Source organism: Steroidobacter sp. (genome assembly GCF_036406195.1).
Lineage (GTDB): Bacteria > Pseudomonadota > Gammaproteobacteria > Steroidobacterales > Steroidobacteraceae > Steroidobacter.
In genome coordinates, this window is record NZ_DASWVW010000011.1 from 34,489 (window position 1) to 52,588 (window position 18,100).

General features: G+C 63.0%; 19 protein-coding genes. 9 read left to right on the plus strand and 10 right to left on the minus strand.

Going from position 1 to position 18,100, the window contains the following annotated elements; genetic code table 11:
• Nucleotides 1-690 carry a hypothetical protein gene (locus VGE08_RS04200; RefSeq protein WP_331066608.1) on the minus strand — a complete coding sequence of 230 codons (690 nt, stop codon included), beginning with the start codon at nt 688-690 and terminating at the stop codon, nt 1-3.
• Nucleotides 691-843: 153 nt separating this feature from the next.
• On the opposite strand from VGE08_RS04200, the gene VGE08_RS04205 reads away from it, so the two are divergent.
• From VGE08_RS04205 to glmS, 8 genes are all read left to right on the plus strand, one after another.
• Nucleotides 844-1,356: a 3-hydroxyanthranilate 3,4-dioxygenase gene (locus tag VGE08_RS04205; protein WP_331066609.1), complete on the plus strand. Its 513-nt coding sequence runs from the start codon at nt 844-846 to the stop codon at nt 1,354-1,356.
• A 13-nt stretch (nt 1,357-1,369) separates the two neighbouring features.
• Nucleotides 1,370-2,197 carry a cyclase family protein gene (locus tag VGE08_RS04210; RefSeq protein ID WP_331066610.1) on the plus strand — a complete coding sequence of 276 codons (828 nt, stop codon included), beginning with the start codon at nt 1,370-1,372 and terminating at the stop codon, nt 2,195-2,197.
• Nucleotides 2,194-3,465: a kynureninase gene (gene kynU / locus VGE08_RS04215; protein ID WP_331066611.1), complete on the plus strand. Its 1,272-nt coding sequence runs from the start codon at nt 2,194-2,196 to the stop codon at nt 3,463-3,465. Before VGE08_RS04210 ends, kynU begins: the two co-directional genes overlap by 4 nt.
• Nucleotides 3,462-4,841 (plus strand): NAD(P)/FAD-dependent oxidoreductase, encoded by a 1,380-nt coding sequence (locus VGE08_RS04220; RefSeq protein WP_331066612.1) that lies wholly within the window; start codon nt 3,462-3,464, stop codon nt 4,839-4,841. Before kynU ends, VGE08_RS04220 begins: the two co-directional genes overlap by 4 nt.
• Nucleotides 4,842-4,956: 115 nt before the next feature.
• Nucleotides 4,957-5,802, plus strand: coding sequence for a PhzF family phenazine biosynthesis protein (locus VGE08_RS04225; protein WP_331066613.1), 846 nt, complete (start codon nt 4,957-4,959; stop codon nt 5,800-5,802).
• 421 nt (nt 5,803-6,223) lie between these two features.
• Complete coding sequence (locus VGE08_RS04230; protein ID WP_331066614.1) at nt 6,224-6,613, plus strand: hypothetical protein; 390 nt, start codon at nt 6,224-6,226, stop codon at nt 6,611-6,613.
• Between the two features lie 41 nt (nt 6,614-6,654).
• Nucleotides 6,655-7,032: a hypothetical protein gene (locus VGE08_RS04235; RefSeq protein WP_331066615.1), complete on the plus strand. Its 378-nt coding sequence runs from the start codon at nt 6,655-6,657 to the stop codon at nt 7,030-7,032.
• Between the two features lie 16 nt (nt 7,033-7,048).
• Nucleotides 7,049-8,869: a glutamine--fructose-6-phosphate transaminase (isomerizing) gene (gene glmS, locus VGE08_RS04240; protein WP_331066616.1), complete on the plus strand. Its 1,821-nt coding sequence runs from the start codon at nt 7,049-7,051 to the stop codon at nt 8,867-8,869.
• Between the two features lie 15 nt (nt 8,870-8,884).
• Here the strand turns inward: glmS and VGE08_RS04245 are convergent, their stop codons facing one another.
• The 8 genes from VGE08_RS04245 to VGE08_RS04280 all read right to left on the minus strand — a co-directional run bounded on the left by VGE08_RS04245 (nt 8,885) and on the right by VGE08_RS04280 (nt 15,378).
• The gene (locus tag VGE08_RS04245; protein ID WP_331066617.1) at nt 8,885-9,778 is read right to left on the minus strand and encodes a GGDEF domain-containing protein; all 894 of its coding nucleotides are present in this window, start codon (nt 9,776-9,778) and stop codon (nt 8,885-8,887) included.
• A 211-nt stretch (nt 9,779-9,989) separates the two neighbouring features.
• Nucleotides 9,990-10,691 carry a 23S rRNA pseudouridine(2604) synthase RluF gene (gene rluF, locus VGE08_RS04250; protein ID WP_331066618.1) on the minus strand — a complete coding sequence of 234 codons (702 nt, stop codon included), beginning with the start codon at nt 10,689-10,691 and terminating at the stop codon, nt 9,990-9,992.
• 54 nt (nt 10,692-10,745) lie between these two features.
• A complete protein-coding gene (locus VGE08_RS04255; RefSeq protein WP_331066619.1) occupies nt 10,746-11,114 on the minus strand; it encodes a YkgJ family cysteine cluster protein in 369 nt (122 codons plus the stop codon).
• Entirely contained in the window at nt 11,111-11,611 is a 501-nt protein-coding gene (locus VGE08_RS04260) for a dihydrofolate reductase (protein WP_331066620.1), read from the minus strand. Before VGE08_RS04260 ends, VGE08_RS04255 begins: the two co-directional genes overlap by 4 nt.
• 20 nt (nt 11,612-11,631) lie before the next feature.
• The gene (locus tag VGE08_RS04265) at nt 11,632-12,345 is read right to left on the minus strand and encodes an SET domain-containing protein (protein ID WP_331066621.1); all 714 of its coding nucleotides are present in this window, start codon (nt 12,343-12,345) and stop codon (nt 11,632-11,634) included.
• A gap of 54 nt (nt 12,346-12,399) precedes the next feature.
• Complete coding sequence (locus VGE08_RS04270; protein WP_331066622.1) at nt 12,400-13,194, minus strand: thymidylate synthase; 795 nt, start codon at nt 13,192-13,194, stop codon at nt 12,400-12,402.
• A complete protein-coding gene (gene lgt / locus VGE08_RS04275; RefSeq protein ID WP_331066623.1) occupies nt 13,191-14,078 on the minus strand; it encodes a prolipoprotein diacylglyceryl transferase in 888 nt (295 codons plus the stop codon). The genes VGE08_RS04270 and lgt overlap by 4 nt, the downstream gene beginning before the upstream one ends.
• Nucleotides 14,079-14,148: 70 nt before the next feature.
• Complete coding sequence (locus VGE08_RS04280) at nt 14,149-15,378, minus strand: class I SAM-dependent rRNA methyltransferase (RefSeq protein WP_331066624.1); 1,230 nt, start codon at nt 15,376-15,378, stop codon at nt 14,149-14,151.
• A 17-nt stretch (nt 15,379-15,395) separates the two neighbouring features.
• Here VGE08_RS04280 and VGE08_RS04285 point away from each other — a divergent pair, with 17 nt between their 5' ends.
• Nucleotides 15,396-17,480 carry a thioredoxin domain-containing protein gene (locus VGE08_RS04285; protein WP_331066625.1) on the plus strand — a complete coding sequence of 695 codons (2,085 nt, stop codon included), beginning with the start codon at nt 15,396-15,398 and terminating at the stop codon, nt 17,478-17,480.
• Between the two features lie 84 nt (nt 17,481-17,564).
• Here the strand turns inward: VGE08_RS04285 and VGE08_RS04290 are convergent, their stop codons facing one another.
• The gene (locus tag VGE08_RS04290) at nt 17,565-17,969 is read right to left on the minus strand and encodes a TfoX/Sxy family protein (protein WP_331066626.1); all 405 of its coding nucleotides are present in this window, start codon (nt 17,967-17,969) and stop codon (nt 17,565-17,567) included.
• Between the last annotated feature and the right edge of the window lie 131 nt (nt 17,970-18,100).

Genomic DNA, 18,100 nt, shown 5'->3' on the forward strand with positions numbered 1-18,100 from the left:
TCAAGTCCCCTGCTGCTTGCTGGCCGCAGCGTCCTCTGCCTTGTCATCGGGTTGCGGCAGCTCTACCAATGCCTCCACTTCCAGGCGCGGCTGACCCAACGTCAATTGATTGGGCGAGCACTGCACGTCGTCATTGACGATGCGCACGGCCAGCTTGGGCAACACTTTCTTCTTGACCTCTTCGATGAGCTCGCAGTCGCCCGGCTGCAGGTCCAGCCGGCCCCTCGTCAAGGAGACGCGGCGCCATTGCGCCGGAAATTGTTCCAGGCTGTCCAGCCGATGATTGCTCTTTCCCCGCACGCGCTCGACCAGCTCTCGCACGCTCTTGTTCTTGTCACGCTCCGCCAGCGCTTCAGGTGTCGCCTCCACCGGCGCCACGACGTTCATCACTACGCGCGGCATGCGGGCCACCGACGCGGGGCAATCGGCCGAGCGCACCTTGACGCGAGCATGCACACCCAGCTCGCGCATGATGCGCTCCAGTTTGCTCTCCAGCCCGGTGCACGAGTAGAAGGTCGTGAAGCTTTGGAAGTAGAAGGAGATTTCCTGATGCTTCCAGATGGCCTGCACGGGATCGGCCGCCGTCGCCGTGGCCTCGGCGGGCGCGGGTTCGGTCGCAGCGACCGCGGGCAGGCCAATGGTCAGCGCCAGCCATACCAGCGCCGCTGAAGTTACGCATTTCCGCGACATGAGCGGTGTCCTCTGCAATTGACGACAGCATGGTCTGTACCCCGGGCGGACGCAAGCCAGGGCCCATCTGTTCGGCATTGCGCGCCACTGCGCGTTCGCGCCGGCCACAGCAGCATTCGCAATAGGTATACTGGGGCCCCGCGGAGAAACTGTATGAGCCCGCTCAAAGCCTTCAATTTTCGCGACTGGATCGACCGGAACCGCGAATCCCTCAAACCCCCGGTGAACAACCGGCTGGTGTTCCGCGAGTCCGAGTTCATCATCATGGTGGTCGGTGGCCCCAATTCACGCACCGACTATCACGAAGATCCCGGCGAAGAATTCTTCTATCAGCTGGAAGGCGACATGACCCTGCGCACCATGCAGGAGGGTGCCCGCGTCGACATTCCGATTCGCGAGGGCGAGATTCTGCTGCTGCCGGCACGTGTGCCGCATTCGCCGCAGCGCTACGCCAACACGGTCGGGCTGGTGATCGAGCGCAAGCGCCGGCCGGAGGAGCAGGACGGCTTTCTCTGGTTCTGCGAGCACTGCTCCTATCCGCTGCATGCCGAATATCTGCATGTCAGCGACATCGAGAAGCAATTGCCGCCGGTGTTCGAGCGCTTCTACGGTTCCCTGGAAATGCGTACCTGCCAGGCGTGCGGCGCAGTGGCGCACAAGCGCTGATTTGCATCGTTGGATGCGTGACTCCTCCGCCGCCGCCAGCATGTTAGCTATCGAGATTGCCGGCCGACGTTGGCGCGTTGCCGCTCGCGGCCACGATATTTCCATTCCGTTGCACTTCAACGAGGCGCAGCCGACTTTCTTCGGCGCGCCAGCGGCCAGTGCCGAGGCGATCACCGCGGGCTCATTCGTCGGCGACGTCCGTCACGGCGGTAGCTGCAACTGTTCGGTTCACACGCTGACGCCTCATTGCAATGGCACCCACACCGAGTGCGCGGGCCACATCACTCGCGAGCGTTTGAGCGTGCGCGACCTTGCCATTCGGCATTTCAGCGCAGCATTGCTGATTTCGATCACACCCGAGCCCGCCAGCGATCTGCCCGGCGATCGCATCATTTCACTGGCGGCGCTGCAGGCAGCGCTTGGCGGCGCGGCGCTGAGCGATTATCCGGCGCTGGTCGTCAGGACGTTGCCGAATGATTCGTCCAAGCTCACACGTAACTATGACGCCGAGGGCGACAAGGGCGCGTTACCACCATACTTCTCACTCGATGCCATGCGACATATCGTTGAGCAAGGCGTCGATACTCTGGTGGTAGACCTGCCTTCCATCGATCGGGCACAAGACGGCGGCAAATTGGCCGCGCACAGAATCTTCTGGGGCATGCCGGCGGGCAGCACTGCGGCGGAGACTGTCACTCGCAGGCACGCCACTATCACGGAGATGGCGTTCATCGATAGTGACGTTGCCAATGGCGCGTATTTGCTGAACCTGCAGGTCGCGCCCTTCATGATCGACGCCGCGCCGAGCCGCCCGATCCTGCTGCCCCTGTCACCCGCATGAACGTTGCCGTCGAGCGCTCGTTCGCCGAACAGCAGGATGCAGCCGATTCCCTGGCGCATCTGCGCTGCGAATTTCTCATTCCGCAACATGCAGGCGGCGAAAGCGTTTATCTGTGCGGTCACTCGCTGGGACTGCAGCCCCGTGGGGTGGCTGGCGTGCTCAACGAGGAGTTGCAGCACTGGGCCGAGTTTGCGGTCGAAGGACATTTCGCATCCTCACGCCCGTGGCTGCCGTATCACGAACAACTGACGAGCTCGCTCGCGAGACTCGCTGGTGCGCAGCCTATCGAAGTGGTCGCGATGAACTCGCTGACCGTGAATCTGCATTTGATGCTCACCAGTTTCTATCGGCCGCGTCCCGGGCGGGACGCCATCCTGATCGAACAGCGCGCTTTTTCGTCGGACCAATATGCAGTGGCGTCGCAGATTCATCAGCGAGGCTTCGATCCGGGTTCCGCCTTGATCGAGATCGGTCCACGCGCGGGTGAAGATGTCATTCGCACCGAAGACATCTGCTCGCTGATCGAGCGCGAGGGCCCGCGCATCGCGACCGTGATGTTGAGCGGCGTTCAGTATCTCACTGGACAGCGATTCGACATCGAGACAATCACCCGCTGCGCGCAGCAGCAGGGATGCACGGTGGGATTCGACCTGGCGCATGCGATCGGTAATGTACCGCTGCGGCTCCATGATTGGGGCGTCGATTTTGCAGTGTGGTGCAGTTACAAATATCTGAATGGCGGACCAGGCGCGATCGGCGGATGCTTCGTTCACGAGCGTCACGCACGTGCATTCGAGCTGCCGCGCTTCGCCGGCTGGTGGGGCCACGACAAGGACAGCCGCTTCCAGATGCCGGCGAAGTTTCAGCCCATTCCAGGGGCGGAAGGTTGGCAGCTGTCCAATCCGCCCATCCTGTCGGCCGCACCGTTGCTGGCTTCGCTGCCGCTATTCGAGGCTGCCGGCATGGACCAGCTCCGCGAAAAATCGCAGCGGTTGACCGGGTATTTGCAGTCGTTGCTGCAGGCCCGTTTGGCTCGGGCGTTGAGCATCATCACGCCCAGCGACCCCGCAGCGCGCGGCTGCCAGCTCTCGATTCGTTTGCATCGCTCTCCCAGCGACGCGCGGGCCGTATTCGATTCGCTTGCGTCGCAGGGAGTGTTTTGCGACTGGCGCGAGCCCGACATCATCCGGGTCGCACCCGTACCACTGTATAATTCCTTCATCGACGTTTGGCGATTCGTCGCCGCGCTGGAGCAGGCGCTGCAATGAGCGATGGCATGGGCAATGAGCCCATTTCAATAATCGGCGCGGGCCTGGCGGGCGCGCTGTTATCAATCACGCTGGCCCGGCGCGGTCACCGCGTGCGCCTTTATGAACGCCAGGATGACATGCGGCGCGTCCAGGTCGACGCGGGCCGCTCGATCAATCTTGCGCTGGCTGCACGAGGTATTCGTGCGCTCGAGCTGGCCGGCGTGATGGACCGCGTGCAGCCGGAACTGGTGCCCCTGCCCGGGCGCATGCTGCACGACCTGGACGGCGCACTGACTTTCGTTCCTTACGGCCAGCGCCCTGAGGAAGTCATTTATTCAGTATCCCGTGCCGGGCTCAATTGCATTCTGCTCGATGCTGCCGAGGACGCGGGCGTCGAGTTGTTGTTCCGACAGCAAGCGATCGGTGCGGACTTCACGCGCCAACGCGTCGTGATGCAATCCGACGATGGCGCACGACAGACGCACGAAATTCCCATGCATCGCGTGTTCGCAACGGATGGCGCTGGCTCGGTGCTGCGCCGAGCGATGGTGGAAAAACTCGGAGTCGCGTGCACCGAGGACCTGCTCGTACACGGCTACAAGGAGCTCACGCTGCCGCCATTTCCAGATGGCACGCCGCGTATCGACAAGCATGCCTTGCACATCTGGCCGCGCGGCGGCTTCATGCTCATCGCCTTGCCCAACGTCGACGGCAGTTTCAACGTCACATTGTTCCTGGCCCTGACCGGTCCGGAGAGCTTCGAAACTCTCAACTCGCCCGACAGTGTCGACGCATTCTTCGCACAGCACTTTCCCGATGTGCGGCATTTGATGCCCGACCTGGCGGCCGAGTTCCTGCAGCATCCCACCGGCATCATGGGCACGGTTCGCTGTCAGCAGTGGTCCGTCGACGACAAGCTATTGCTTCTCGGCGACGCCGCCCATGCCATCACGCCGTTTCACGGCCAGGGCATGAACTGCTGTTTCGAAGACTGCCGGGAGCTCGATGCATTGCTCCGGGACAGCCAGGACTGGGCACGCAGCTTCCGTGAATTCGAGAGCTGGCGCCGCCCGAACACCGGCGCTATTGCAGACATGGCGATCGAGAACTATCTGGAGATGCGCGACACGGTGCGCCATCCCAAGTTCCATCTGCACAAGGCATTGTCACTGGAGCTGGAGCGGCGTCATCCGCAACGCTTCGTGCCGCGTTATTCGATGGTGATGTTTCGCGACGATATTCCGTATGCGCTGGCTCATGAGCGCGGCCGCATTCAGAACGAGATCCTGGATGCGCTGACCCAGAACGCCGACACGCTGGCGGCCGTCGATTTCGACGCCGCGGCGCGCATGATCGAAGCCCGGCTGGCGCCGTTGCCACTGCCCACTCGTTGATCGCGGCCGGCGCGCAGCAAGCGCCGCGATCTGTGCCCGGCATCCTCGTGCCGGACTGTGCATTTACCTCCTCGCCGGCTGCGCTTACAACGGCGCATCACTCACGAGAAGTTTCATGCGCTCACTGAACTTTCGCATCGTCAACGTGTTCACGTGCAACGGCGGCACGCTCACCGGCAATCCGCTGTGTGTGTTCGAAGACGGCTCCGGCCTGGACACGGCCACCTTGCAGGCACTGGCGCGTCAGTTCAATTTATCTGAAACGACCTTCATTCAACCTTCCAGCTCGGCCAACGCTCACGTTCGCATCTTCACGCCCAGCTATGAAATGCCGTTCGCGGGGCACCCGACTCTCGGCACTGCTTTCGTCTGTCGCGCGCTGGGCCTGGGTGGTGACGACCTGCGCCTGGAAATGAAGGCCGGCATCATTCCGGTGCGCGCGCAAGGCAACCGCTGGACCCTGCAGGCGAATCAACCGACCTGGCGCGAATGCGAGGCACCGCGCGAAACATTGGCGAGCATGTTGGGACTCGAGGCCAGTGACATTGGCGAACGACCGTTGTGGATCAAAGCCGGCAAGGAACAACTGGTCATTCCCTTGACCAGTGAGGCGGCAGTCCATCGCGCCCGACCCCGGCCGGAAATCTTCCCGGATGTCCGCAGCGAAGATGGCCACAGCATGGCCTATATTTTCGCGCCGCCGGCCAACGGCCGCACGCTGGCCCGTTTTTTCTTTCCGGACACCGCCGGCATTCTGGAAGATCCCGCGACCGGTTCGGCCACCGCCAACTTCGGCGGCTGGTGGCTTGCGACCGGACGCCCCTTGCCGTGCCAGTTGGAAATCTCACAAGGCGAGTACGTCGCACGCCCCTCGACGCTGTTCCTGCAAGTGACTGCCGAACGTCAGATCTTCGTGAGCGGCGAAGTGATCGAGATCGCCCGAGGCACGCTGCAGTTGTAAAGCGCCGCGTTCGCCTCTACGAATCTCACGGAAACCCCGCGCAGGTGCGCCCCTTGAGATCAATGGTGCTTAGTCAACCGCCTTTGTCGCAGCGGTTCGCGGTTCGCGGATAGCGGTTAGCCAGAAATGAGCTAAAGCCTGGCCTCCGTTCTGCCCTAACCGCTAACCGCCAACCACTGCAGGGCGCTAACTAAGTGCCATTGCCCTTAAGATCGCTCCAAACTCGGAGCGCCGGGGGGCCCTATTCGGCCTTGGCAGGCTATAGCAGCGCTATCGCTTCAATCGCACCGGCTTGCTGAACGTGCGCTGGACTCCAGCGGGCGCCCGGCCGCACTGAGGTTGGCTGCTGTTCGCCGCCGAGCGGAACCATCTGCCGCTCCAGGACATCTACTTGTGAAAGATTGTCCCTGGAAATCTCGAGATGACGTCGCGCTCTTCTGGTGCAGCCCTCGCCTCGCACTACGACGACATGCCCTTGTCGCTGGTGCTGTTTCGCTATTTGTGGCCGTTCTGGTTGTTCAAGGACGCGAGCCGCGGCGATCGCCTGGCCCGCGCGGCCGCCTATCGCCACAACCGCAGCATGCGAATCTATTTGCCCGGCTACCTGATGAAATGGATGTTCAATTGCGTGGCCACGTTCGCCATCACTGCGGGTTTTGGCTCGCTGTCGCCGGCGCAGGCCGCCGCCCCGGGCAGCCTGGACGTGTTCGGCCTCATCGCTGCCGGCTGGGGAATCATTTTCGCCTGCAGCCTGTGCGTGCTGTTCGTCACCAGCTACATCTATTTCTACCTGAGCCGCAACGACGCCTGATCGGCGCCCCCTGAGCGGTCCTCTGGTCCCCTAGCGGCCCCATGCTGTTCCCGGAACGGCAAGCAGGGTTATTCTTGCCCGAATTCGGGCAGGAATGTTGGGAAATGAGCCGCGAATCGGCAGACTTCGGCTCCGCATCGATTTCAGAGGGAGCGCAGGACGAGATGGGAGAGCTGGTCGACTACCTGGCCCGCTCCAGCCGCCTGACACCCCAGGAAGCCGCCCGGCTGGTCCAGGAAGTGCTCGCGTTCATGAGCGAAATCCCAGAGGACTTCATCCGCCGCCGCCACCTAGCCCTGCAGGCGCAGGGTCTTTCGAATCGTGCGATCTACCTGCAGATCAGCGAAGAGCTGGCGCGGCGCCGTTTTCGTGCGCCGGAGTACAGCGAGCGCCAGATCCGCAGAATCATCTACGGTTGAGCGGAAGCAATTCAGCATGTGCGGCATCGTCGGCTATATCGGCAAGCGCGAAGCGGTCCCCATTCTCGTAGACGGCCTGCGCCGCCTGGAATATCGCGGCTATGACTCCGCCGGCATCGCCTGCGCCCGCAACGAGAAGCTCAGCATCTTCAAGACCCGGGGCAAAGTGCGGGACCTGGAACGTTCGCTGCCCGAACGTTTGAAAGGAACCACCGGCATCGCGCACACGCGCTGGGCCACTCACGGCGAGCCCAACGATCGCAATGCTCATCCGCACACGGACGGCAGCGAGCGTTTCGCCATCGTTCACAACGGCATCGTCGAAAACGCCGCACAGTTGCGCGCGAAGCTGCAAGCCAGTGGCGTGACCTTCCACTCCGACACCGATTCGGAAGTGCTGGTCCACCTGATTGCAGCCATGCCTGCCGGTAGCCTGGAAGACAGAGTTCGCGGCGCGCTGCGACTGGTCACTGGAACGTATGGACTTGCGGTGCTCGACGCAGAGCGGCCCGAAGCCATCATTGTCGCCCGCAATGGCAGCCCCGTCGTGCTCGGCATCGGCGAACGAGAAATGTTCATTGCTTCCGATCCTGCCGCGTTGGTACGACATACCCAAAGCGTGGTGCACCTCGACGATGGCGAGATCGCAGTGGTGCGCGCCGATGGCTTCGAAACGTCGACGCTCGACGGCGGCGCGACCGCCAAGAAACCTTCGACCATTGCGTGGACCGTCGAGTCCTTCGACATGGAAGGTTACTCGCACTACATGCGCAAGGAGATCGCCGAGCAGCCGGACTCCATCCGCCGCACGCTGAGCGGCCGCCTCGACAATCGATTCCACACCACCCATATCGGCGGCCTGGAAATGGCAGCGCGCGAGTTGCTGGAAATCCGTCGAGTGAAGATCCTGGGCTGCGGCTCGGCCCACATCTCGGGCTGCATCGGCGCGCACTTGATCGAACAGCTGGCGCGCGTGCCTGCGCATGCCGAGCCCGCATCGGAGTTTCGCTACCGCAATCCCGTTATCGAGCAGGACACGCTGTATATCGCTGTGAGCCAATCGGGTGAAACATTCGACACCCTCGCCGCGGTCCAGGAGATCAAGCGCAAAGGCGGACGCGTGCTCGGCATCGTCAACGTCGTGGGTAGCACGATCGCTCGCGAATGCGGTCGCGGCATTTATCTCCATGCTGGGCCAGAAATCGCGGTCGTCTCGACCAAGACGTTCACGTCGACGGCGGTGGCGTTTGCATTGCTCGCCATTCATCTCGGCCGCATTCGGGATATGTCCACCTCGCACGGCGCTCGCCTGCTGAAGGCGCTGGAAGCACTGCCGGCGCAGGTGGAGGACATTCTCGCGATGGAACCTCACATCGCCAAGCTCGCGCAGGAGCTAGCAAAGCGCGAGAACGCGTACTTCGTCGGCCGCGCCAGTGGCTATCCGGTGGCAATGGAAGGCGCGCTGAAGCTGAAGGAAGTCAGCTATATCCATGCCGAGGCATATCCCGCGTCCGAGCTGAAGCACGGTCCGCTGGCGCTCATCAGCCCGGAGACGCCCACAGTCGTCATCATCCCGCGCGACGACCTGTTCGCGAAAAATGTTTCCACGCTCGAGGAAATCCGTGCGCGCAGCGGCCCACTCTACGCCATCACCCACAGCGGCGAGCCGCTGCCGGTCGCGGTCAATGGCGTCATCGAAGTGCCCAAGTCCGAGCCCGAGCTGGACCCGTTGCTGATGAATATTCCGCTGCAGTTGCTGGCCTATCACGTGGCCCTGGCGAAGGATCGCAATATCGATCAGCCACGCAATCTGGCGAAGTCGGTGACGGTGGAGTGACAGCGGGCCGCTGCCTCAATGGCAGACTTTGTTTCGTCCGCTGCGCTTGGCTTTGTACAGCATCTCGTCCGCGGCCCGGTACAGATCGGCGACGCTCATGCCTTCCTGTAATGTTCCGGCGCCCACCGAAATGGTGACGCGAATGTGTTTGTCTTCCGCTACGAAGGCATGCGCCTCGACCAGCGAGCGCAGGTCTTCGCCAATCTTGGCGGCATTGTGCAGCGAGGTTTCGGGGAGGATGACGCAGAACTCTTCACCGCCATAGCGGCCCAGCCGGTCGCCGGGACGCAGGCGCCGCTGCAGGATGCTCGCCAGGCCACGCAGCACCGAATCGCCGGTGAGATGACCGTGCGTGTCATTGATGCTCTTGAAGTGATCGATGTCGAGCATCAGTAGCGACAGTTCGCGACCATGGCGTCGTGCGCGCGGAATCTCTTCTTCCAACACCGAGTCGAGCAGCTTGCGGTTGGCCAGGTCGGTGAGGCCGTCGGTCACCGTCATGCGGTGAATGATCTCGTGATACTGCAGCTCGATGTCGGAGCCGGACAGATATTTGAAGATGGTGTCGCCGATCTTCAGCCGGTCGCCCCGCTGCATCTGGCGCTCGCGCACCGAATGCTCGTCGTCGTTGATGAAGGTGCCGTTGGTGGACGCCAGGTCGACCACGAACAACAGGCCGGCTCGTTGCTCCAGCCGGGCATGACGGCGGGACACGCAGTCGCTTGGCAGAACGATGTCGTTGTCGCGACCCCGCCCCACCGTGGTCGTGCTCTTGTCCAGGACATAACGCCGCCCCAGGTCGCTTTGCACGGGCGCATAGATGACGACCAGGCACGCCTCGCCGGGGCGCCTGACTCGGAGCTCATCCAGCCCGGTGACGCGGGTTTGTACGTCGTAGTCTGAGTCCACGGCGCGCAAGATACTGTGTGCGCAGCAATAACGTCCAGCGGCACTCCATAAAACTGCGCGCCGCGCAACCTGCCGCGCCCCCGATGCGAACGGAGCTCGAATGTGGCCTTTTGCCGCTACCGGCACCCGGGACGCAGTGCCGGCAAATATAGAGGAGTATCCAGGTGCCCGAGCGCCCGCAGCCTCGGACGAACGGTCCGACCGGCGGTCGCTAGAAGTTGAATCCGGGCTTGTTGGGCAGCAGGCCGCGCACCTCGCTGTCTGACAATGTGCGCCACTGCCCCGTCTTGAGGCCGTCCAATGTCAAATTGATGATCCGCACGCGTTGCAGGCGCAACACCTTGTAACCGAAAAACGAGCACATGCGCCGGATCTGGCGATTCAAGCCCTGCGTGAGGATGATACGGAACGTGGCCGGGCCGACGCGTTTCACCCGGCAGGGCCGCGTGACCGTGCCGAGAATTCGCACTCCGCTGGCCATGCCGTTGAGAAAGATCTCGGTCACGGGCCGATCCACCGTGACGATATATTCCTTTTCGTGGGCGTTCTCGACGCGCAGGATCTCGTTGACGATGTCACCGTTGTTGGTAAGCAGGATCAGCCCCTCGGAATCCTTGTCGAGGCGGCCGACGGGAAAGATGCGCTCGGGGTAGCCGACGAAATCGGTGATATTGCCGGGAATCTCGCGGTCGGTGGTGCAGACCACGCCGACCGGCTTGTTGAGCGCGATATAGACGTGCTTCTGGGCGGCGCCGACCGGCTTGCCATCGACGCAAACGACATCGCCGTCGTTGACCTGCATGCCCAGCGTCGCGACCACGCCATTGATGGTCACGCGCCCCGCTTCGATTCGCGCATCGGCCTCGCGCCGCGAGCACAAGCCAGTCTCGCTGATGTACTTGTTCAGCCGCATTTCACACGTTCACACGCAGCGCATCCGCAGGGCCGCTCGCTCGACACGGCAACCTCATGCCGAAGGGATGAACTCGTCGTCGCCCTGGTGCTCGCGTTCGAACTTGAGGAACTCGTGATAACCGCAGCGATTGCCATATGGATACTTGCGACAGACATTGGGCCGCGCCTCGTACACGGTGCAGCGGCGCTCGTCGGTGTCGAAGAACCGGCAGATGGTCTTGTAGATGTGGTCCTTCTGGTGGCGCAGGATGCGCTCGTCCACTTCCTTGGTCTTGTAGTTGTAGGTGAACTTCCGTTTCGCCTCGTCATGCGACAGGCCGAAGTGCTTGGCCAGGCGTGCGATATCGAACTCGCTCACGGCAATGCGCGAGTGACTGCAACAATACCCGGGACAGGTCGCACAGTTGTAACGCACCTTCATGGGGCAACTCGCTCTAGAGTGCTGAACGTAAACGCATGGGCGTGCCGCTCGTCGGCGGGATGATACTCCTGCGCGATTTCGCGCCACTCGTGCTCTTGCAGCTCGGGAAACACCACGTCGCCGGCGACTTGGGCGTGCACCCGTGTCAGATGAATCGTCTGGACCCGAAACAGAACCTGTCGATAGATATCCGCTCCCCCCACGATCACGATCTCCGGCACTGACGGGTCGGCGGCACGGGCGGCAGCCAGCGCCTCGTCGATGGAGGTCACGACACGGCAACCGGGAATATCCAGGCCGGGCTGGCGCGAGATGACGATGTTCAGCCGGCCCGGCAACGGCCGGCCGATGGAATCGAACGTCTTGCGGCCCATCACGATGGGTTTGCCCAGGCTGAGCGCCTTGAAACGCTTCAAGTCATCGGGCAGCCGCCAGGGCAGCTGATTGCCGCTGCCGATGACGCCGTTGTCGGCCACCGCGACGATGATGCTGAGCATGACCAATGAACCGGCCGCGGCTACTTGCGGACCGGCTTGCGGGTTTTGCTCTTGGCCTTCTGCTGGGCCTTCTGCTGGGCCTTCCGCTGGGCCTTCCGCTGGGCCTTGCGGCGGGCAGCGGCTTTCTCCTTCTCGGCCTTCTTGTCGATGGGCTCCTTGTCCAGCATGGTGCCGCGGCATTGCTTGGCGCCACAGCGGCAGGCATACAACGCGAGCTCCTCCGGCTCGTCGGTGCTCTCCCAGGTGAGCTGGTAGTCGTAACCCAGCTCCTCGCCCGGCTTGATGTTGCGAATCGCATCGATGAACACGCGGCTGTTCTCGATCACGGTCTCGCAATTGGGATTGCAGCTGTGATTGATGAAGCGCGCGTCATTGCCGTTCACGCCCGCGTCGATCACCGTGCGATTGCTGGCGATGAACAGAAACGTGTGGCCATCGTCGTCGCCTTTCTGCTCATAGCGAGCATCGGCTTCACCGTGCGAGATGCGCTCGCCGAGATATTCGATGATCCGCGTACCCTTCTTGATTGGCGCAACGGCGTACACGCCGCGACCGTGAATCGCCGAGTCACGGGCTTCGACGAGCGGCGAGCTCGCCAGCGACACCGCCCGTTTCTTGGGCAGAGGCCGGCGCGCCTTGCGTACCGATTTCTTCTGCGAGCGAGACTGGCCGGACGTGCGCGCCTGGTTGCGTGACCGGGTAGACGGCTGAGTGCGACGATTCTGCTTGGGCATGTGAGGTTTGAAGAGTGATGAAACCGTGCTGAAACGGCCCGCTCGCGCTGTCGCTCAGACTGCGATGGGCGCCTTGATGGACGGATGAGCCTGATAATCCACAATCTGGAAATCGTCGTAGTCGTATTCGAAGATCGACGGCGGCTTGCGCTTGATCGTGAGCTTGGGCAGCGGGAACGGCTCGCGCCGCAACTGCTCGTCCGCCTGCTCCAGGTGATTCGAATACAAGTGACAATCGCCACCGGTCCAGATGAACTCGCCGGGCTCCAGATCGCACTGCTGCGCGAACATATGCGTGAGCAGCGCGTAGGAGGCGATGTTGAAAGGCACGCCCAGGAACACATCGGCGCTGCGCTGGTACAGCTGGCACGACAGCTTGCCGTCGCCTACCCAGAACTGAAACAACGCGTGACAGGGTGTGAGCGACATCTGTTCCAGCTCGCCCACGTTCCAGGCATTGACGATGATGCGGCGCGAATCCGGGTTGCGGCGGATCAGATCGACGGTGCGGCTGATCTGGTCGATGCTCTTGCCGTCCGGCCCCGACCAGGAGCGCCATTGCTTGCCATAGATGGGACCGAGCTCGCCATTCTCGTCGGCCCACTCGTCCCAGATGGACACACCATGGTCCTGCAGATATTTGACGTTGGTATCGCCCTTCAGGAACCACAGCAGCTCGTAGATGATGGACTTCAGGTGCAGCTTCTTGGTGGTCACCAGCGGGAAGCCCTGCGACAGGTCGAAGCGCGCCTGATAACCGAACACCGACAAGGTGCCGGTGCCGGTGCGATCGGTCTTGCGCACACCGTGCTCACGAATGTGACGCAGCAGCTGCAGATACTGGATCATGACGCGGTCGCGAGCTGCTTGACGGCGTAGTTGCCGCTGGCCTGCTGCGAGCGGTAAGCCCACGCCATCAGGATCGCACCCAGAACGATCATCGGCAGCGACAGGATCTGGCCCATGGTCACCCAATCGAACAGCAGATAGCCGCGATTCTCGTCCGGCACGCGCACGAACTCCACTAGGAAGCGGAACACGCCATACAGCATCAGAAACAGTCCTGCCGGCGCCAGGCGCGGCCGCGGCTTGCGAGTGAACAGCCAGAGCACGACAAACAGCACCAGCCCTTCCAGCAAGCCTTCATAGAGCTGCGAGGCATGCACGTGCAGCACGCAAGGATCGACGCCGAAGCGCTGGCACAGGCGAGTGGCCTCGGCTTGTTGCACCGGATAAAGCGGCGCGGGGTCGACGATGAAACCCCACGGCACATTGGTAGGCTTGCCCCACAGCTCGCCATTGATGAAGTTGCCGATGCGGCCGAAGAAGATGCCCAGCCCCGGCAACGGCGCGAGAAAGTCCAGTACGTCCGGGAAGCGGCGCTGGCGCTGCCGGGCGAAGATCAGCACGGCGATGATCACGCCGATCAAGCCGCCGTGGAACGACATGCCACCGTCCCAGATGCGGATGATGGTCAGCGGATCCTGCAGGACCTGCTCGATGCCATAGAACAGGCACCAGCCCAGCCGGCCGCCGGCGATCACGCCGAGGGCGGCGAAAAAAATCAGATCGTCGACATCGTTGGGCTGCCAGGTCGAATCCGGCCGCGCCGCGCGCCGACGCGCCAGCCACCAGGCAGCAGCGAAGCCGGCCACGTAAGTGAGCCCATACCAGCGCACGGCCAGCGGGCCCACCGAGAAGATGATCGGATCGATCGCGGGATAGGGAATCATTGCCGGCGGAAGTATACCAATGCCATTACCTCACCCGCCCGGCCATGCCCAGGCAACCCACTCAGGCGACCTATTCGGTCACGATGCGGCAGAAAAACGCCTTGAGATAGCGCGTTTCCGGAATCGCCGGATGAATCGGGTGATCCGGCGACTGCCCGCCGACCTCCACGACCTGGGCGAATTTGCCGAGATGACGCGCGCCCCGCTGAATCGCCGCGAGCAGGTGATCCGGCTCCAGATGATACGAGCAGGAGCACGACACCAGGATCCCGTCTCTGTCCAGCAACTGCATGGCCAGCTGGTTGAGGCGTTTGTAGGCCGCCTCGCCCTTGGGCACATCCTTCTTGCGCTTGATGAACGCCGGCGGGTCGATGACCACCACGTCGAAGCGGCGCCCCTCGCCATGCAACGACTCCATGACATCGAAGGCATCGCCTTTGAGCACCGCCGGCTTCAGTCCGTTCGCGGCTGCGCTCGCCTGCAGTTGCTCCAGGGCCGCGGCCGAGGAATCGACGCATGTCACTTCAGTCGCGCCCGCTTTGAGCGCGCCCAAACCCCAGGCGCCGAGATAGCTGAAAACGTCGAGCACGCGCGCGCCGCCGACGTATTTGCGCAAAGCGAGACGATTCGCCGCCTGATCGAAGAACCAGCCGGTTTTCTGCCCGCTGCCGAGCGGCACCTGGAAGCTCACGCCGCCCTCTTCGACCACCACCGACTCGGGAGCTTCGCCGAACACGGTTTCGACGTAATGCGGCAGCCCCTCCAGGTCGCGCACGCCGGCATCGTTCTTCCAGACCAGCGCCGCTGGATTGACGACTTTTTTCACGGCCGCTTCGATCTGCGGACGCAGCGCTTCCATGCCGGCGGTGGCGATCTGTCCGACCAGCACGTCGCCGAAGCGATCCAGCACCAGCCCGGGCAGGCCATCGGACTCGCCGTACACCAGCCGGTAGAACGGCTTCTCGTATAGTGAACGCCGCAGCGACTGCGCGACTTGCAGCCGGTGCACGAACAGCGATTTATCTGGCGGATGGGCCGCGTTGCGGCCCAAAATGCGCGCGCTGATCAGCGAATGCGGATTTACATAGGCGTAACCAAGGAAGCGGTCCCGATCGGAGACGACTCGGCATAGCGCGCCCGGCTGAAAGGCCGTGAGCGGCGTGCGCGCCGTGTCCACTTCGTTGGAAAACACCCACAGATGGCCAGCGGCCAGACGACGATCCTCGCCGCGCTTCAGGCGCAACTCCGGCAGGTCGGTGGGCGTGGCGAGGGCAGCCGGTGTGTTGGAGGTGGTGTTCATTTAAAGTGGCGCATTCTATGCACGAATCATCACAGAGCAACCGCCCGGGCAATCGCCTGGCGGCCGAGACCAGCCCCTACCTGCTGCAGCACGCGGCCAATCCGGTCGACTGGTACCCGTGGGGCGAAGCAGCCCTGGAGCGCGCGCGGCGCGAAAACAAGCCCATCCTGCTGTCGATCGGCTATTCGGCTTGTCACTGGTGCCACGTCATGGCGCACGAATCCTTCGAGGACCCCGCCACCGCGGCGGTGATGAACGAGCTGTTCGTCAACATCAAGGTGGATCGCGAGGAGCGGCCCGACCTGGACCGCATCTACCAGATCGCCCAGCAGATGCTCACCCAGCGCGGCGGCGGCTGGCCACTGACGATGTTTCTATCGCCCAAGGACCAGCGTCCGTTCTTCGGCGGCACCTACTTTCCCAAGGAGTCGCGCCACGGCCTGCCCGCGTTCACCGATCTATTGCGGCGAGTGGCGGCGTTCTATCACGAGCGTGGCGAGGACATCGCGCAGCAGAGCCAAGCCTTGCAACAGGCATTCGAGCAACTGAATTCGCCACCGGCATCGGACGACACGCCACTGACGCTCGCGCCCGCACGCGCGGCGCGCGAGCAATTGGCGGCTGCTTTCGATGCGGAGTTCGGCGGTTTCGGGGGCGCGCCGAAATTTCCGCACCCGGCCAACATCGAGTTTCTGCTGCGACAGTGGCGAGCGACGGCGGGCGCCGAGGAGCCGGATCTGCATTCGCTATACATGGCCACGCTGACCCTGAAGCGCATGGCGGATGGCGGCATCTACGATCAACTGGGCGGCGGCTTCGCCCGCTACAGCGTCGATCAGTATTGGATGATTCCGCACTTCGAAAAGATGCTCTATGACAACGGCCAGCTGCTGCGCAGCTATGCGAACGCCGCGCTGGCCACCGGCGAGTCCCTGTTCAGCCGCATCGCCGGCGAAACCGCCGACTGGCTGATTCGAGACATGCAAGCGGCCGAGGGCGGCTATTGGTCGGCACTCGACGCCGACTCCGAAGGCCACGAAGGCAAGTTCTATGTATGGCAGCCCGAGGAAGTGTCACGCCTGCTCACGGACGACGATTACGCGGTGTTCTCGCGCCGTTTCGGGCTCGACCGCTCGCCCAACTTCGAAAACGAAGCCTGGCATCTGCATGTGTTTCGTGACGAGGAAGACATCGCCGGCGAATTGCATCTCGAGCCGGCGGAGCTCGAAGAACGGCTCGCTCGCGCACGACGCGTGCTACTGGAGCAGCGCAATCGCCGCGTGTGGCCGGGCCGCGATGACAAAGTGCTCACTTCGTGGAACGGACTTGCGATCAGCGGACTGGCGGTAGCTGCCCGAGCCTTGCGGCGGTCCGACCTGGCGGATGCTGCCTGCCGCGCCGTCGACTTCCTCCGCCAACAGTGTTGGCGCGATGGCCGGCTGCTGGCTGCATATAAAGACGGACGAGCGCGGTTCCCCGCTTACCTCGACGACTACGCCTTCCTGCTCGACGGCCTGCTGGAGCTGCTGCAAACCCGCTGGCGCAGCGCCGACCTGCAATTCGCGATCGGCCTGGCGGAAGCACTGCTGGCGCACTTCGAGGATCGTCAGTCCGGTGGCTTCTATTTCACCGCCGACGATCACGAGCAGCTCATGCATCGGCCGCGCTCGTTCAGCGACGAGGCGGTGCCGGCCGGCAACGGCATCGCCGCGCAGGCTCTCACTAGACTGGGGCTGTTGCTGGGCGAGACTCGGTATCTGGATGCCGCGGCGAAAACGTTACGAGCCGCCTGGCCGGCCCTGCAGCACTACCCGCACGCTCACTGCGCGCTGCTGGTTGCGTTGGAAGAACATCTGGAGCCGCCCGAAATCGTCATCGTGCGAGGCGACGCGAACGAGACCGCCGAGTGGCGCGATGAGCTCGCAAAGGTGTACGCGCCGCGCCGGCTGGTGTTCGCGATTCCCGCCGACGCTACGGATCTGCCCGCCGCGATCTCGGACAAGAAACCCCTGCAGGAGACCGCAGCTTACGTGTGTCGCGGCATGACGTGTTCGGAGCCGGTGCGTTCTTTATCGTCGCTGGTGGCGTTGACGCGCAGCTAGTGTTAGCGGTTGGCGGTTAGTGGTTAGTGGTTAGTCAGAGAACTGAAGCTCCGGCGCCAACCGCCAACCGCTAACCGCCAACCACTATTTCTTTTCCCGCTCGCGCTTCTTCGCCTGCTTCATGTGGCGCGAGCGCTCGATGCCGGCCATCTGTTTGGCGCGCGCCGACTCGATGGCCGCGGTCAGGGCGCGCTGCCCCCAGATCCTCAGCTGCTCGGCATCGTTGACGATCTCCGGCGGCACCTCGTGGTGATCGGTGGTGAGATCGAACGCGTTCGGATACGGCTTGAACTGCTGCATGCCGCGCCCGACATAATCGTCGAGATTGCTCTTGTCCGTATGCAGATACAGCTTCTCGCCCATCACGATGGCGAGCAGGCGCTCGTCGATGAAGACACCGACGCCGCCGAAAATCGCGCGACTGGAAATGCGCCCAAGCGGCGCTAGTTGTTCCGCGACGTAACTGGCCAGGCTCGACTTGACCCGCATATCGAGCTACTCACTCTTCCTGAATGTTTCCAAGCAGCGCACCCGTTCATGGGAGGGCGAGTGTCACTGAAACTGGCGCGAGGACGCACGCGCACGAGAGCGGCGCGTCGTTGCGATTCCTCCCCGGGACT

Coding starts and splice junctions, on each gene's coding strand:
- glmS (WP_331066616.1), top strand. CDS start 7,049: ATGTGCGGCATCGTCGGCTATATCGGCAAGCGCGAAGCGGTCCCCATT.
- lgt (WP_331066623.1), bottom strand. CDS start 14,078: ATGATTCCCTATCCCGCGATCGATCCGATCATCTTCTCGGTGGGCCCG.
- VGE08_RS04285 (WP_331066625.1), top strand. CDS start 15,396: ATGCACGAATCATCACAGAGCAACCGCCCGGGCAATCGCCTGGCGGCC.
- VGE08_RS04220 (WP_331066612.1), top strand. CDS start 3,462: ATGAGCGATGGCATGGGCAATGAGCCCATTTCAATAATCGGCGCGGGC.
- VGE08_RS04235 (WP_331066615.1), top strand. CDS start 6,655: ATGCTGTTCCCGGAACGGCAAGCAGGGTTATTCTTGCCCGAATTCGGG.
- VGE08_RS04230 (WP_331066614.1), top strand. CDS start 6,224: ATGACGTCGCGCTCTTCTGGTGCAGCCCTCGCCTCGCACTACGACGAC.
- VGE08_RS04200 (WP_331066608.1), bottom strand. CDS start 690: ATGTCGCGGAAATGCGTAACTTCAGCGGCGCTGGTATGGCTGGCGCTG.
- kynU (WP_331066611.1), top strand. CDS start 2,194: ATGAACGTTGCCGTCGAGCGCTCGTTCGCCGAACAGCAGGATGCAGCC.
- VGE08_RS04290 (WP_331066626.1), bottom strand. CDS start 17,969: ATGCGGGTCAAGTCGAGCCTGGCCAGTTACGTCGCGGAACAACTAGCG.
- rluF (WP_331066618.1), bottom strand. CDS start 10,691: ATGCGGCTGAACAAGTACATCAGCGAGACTGGCTTGTGCTCGCGGCGC.
- VGE08_RS04270 (WP_331066622.1), bottom strand. CDS start 13,194: ATGATCCAGTATCTGCAGCTGCTGCGTCACATTCGTGAGCACGGTGTG.
- VGE08_RS04205 (WP_331066609.1), top strand. CDS start 844: ATGAGCCCGCTCAAAGCCTTCAATTTTCGCGACTGGATCGACCGGAAC.
- VGE08_RS04255 (WP_331066619.1), bottom strand. CDS start 11,114: ATGAAGGTGCGTTACAACTGTGCGACCTGTCCCGGGTATTGTTGCAGT.
- VGE08_RS04210 (WP_331066610.1), top strand. CDS start 1,370: ATGCGTGACTCCTCCGCCGCCGCCAGCATGTTAGCTATCGAGATTGCC.
- VGE08_RS04225 (WP_331066613.1), top strand. CDS start 4,957: ATGCGCTCACTGAACTTTCGCATCGTCAACGTGTTCACGTGCAACGGC.
- VGE08_RS04280 (WP_331066624.1), bottom strand. CDS start 15,378: ATGAACACCACCTCCAACACACCGGCTGCCCTCGCCACGCCCACCGAC.
- VGE08_RS04265 (WP_331066621.1), bottom strand. CDS start 12,345: ATGCCCAAGCAGAATCGTCGCACTCAGCCGTCTACCCGGTCACGCAAC.
- VGE08_RS04260 (WP_331066620.1), bottom strand. CDS start 11,611: ATGCTCAGCATCATCGTCGCGGTGGCCGACAACGGCGTCATCGGCAGC.